Source organism: Chryseobacterium sp. LAM-KRS1, assembly GCF_013184525.1.
GTDB classification, from domain to species: domain Bacteria; phylum Bacteroidota; class Bacteroidia; order Flavobacteriales; family Weeksellaceae; genus Chryseobacterium; species Chryseobacterium proteolyticum.
Window position 1 is genome coordinate 1 of sequence record NZ_JAAOIZ010000022.1, and the last position, 602, is coordinate 602.

Annotated in this window: 1 protein-coding gene; it reads left to right on the top strand. The window is 38.5% G+C overall.

The features are described from left to right. A partial coding sequence (locus tag G9C87_RS20710; protein ID WP_172284698.1) for a DUF2723 domain-containing protein occupies positions 1 to 602 on the top strand: 602 nt, incomplete at both ends.

Sequence of the window (602 nt, forward strand, 5' to 3'; positions counted from 1 at the left end):
TGTGGTGAGTACATATCTTCTGCAGTAAAATTAGAAGTAACGCACGCTCCCGGGGCTGCTTTATTCCAGATTGTGGGCGCTGTAGCGGCCATTTTTGCATTAGGAAAAGGCGAAAATTATTCTATCGTAATCAATGCAATGTCTGCTACGTTCAGTGCTTTTACGATTTTATTTTTATTCTGGACCATTACGCATTTTGTAAGACGATTACTTAATAAAGATTTTGAAGAAGTGACCAAACATCAGGAAATTTCGATTCTTTTTGCCGGTGTGATAGGCGCATTGTGTTTTACATTTTCCGATACTTTCTGGTTTTCGGCGGTTGAAGGAGAAGTGTATTCCATGGCTTCGATGTTTATTGCGCTTTTGGTATGGCTGATCACCAAATGGGAAAATGAGTATAACACTTCGGACAATGAAAGATGGATCATTCTTATTTTCTTTATCGTTGGACTTTCAGTAGGTGTACACATGATGTGTATGTTATCTCTTCCCGCAATCTGCCTGGTATACTACGCCAGAAACTATAAGTTCACGTGGAAAAATTTCATCTGGGCAAATCTGATCACGTTGGGGATTCTGATTATTGTATTTAAAATTAT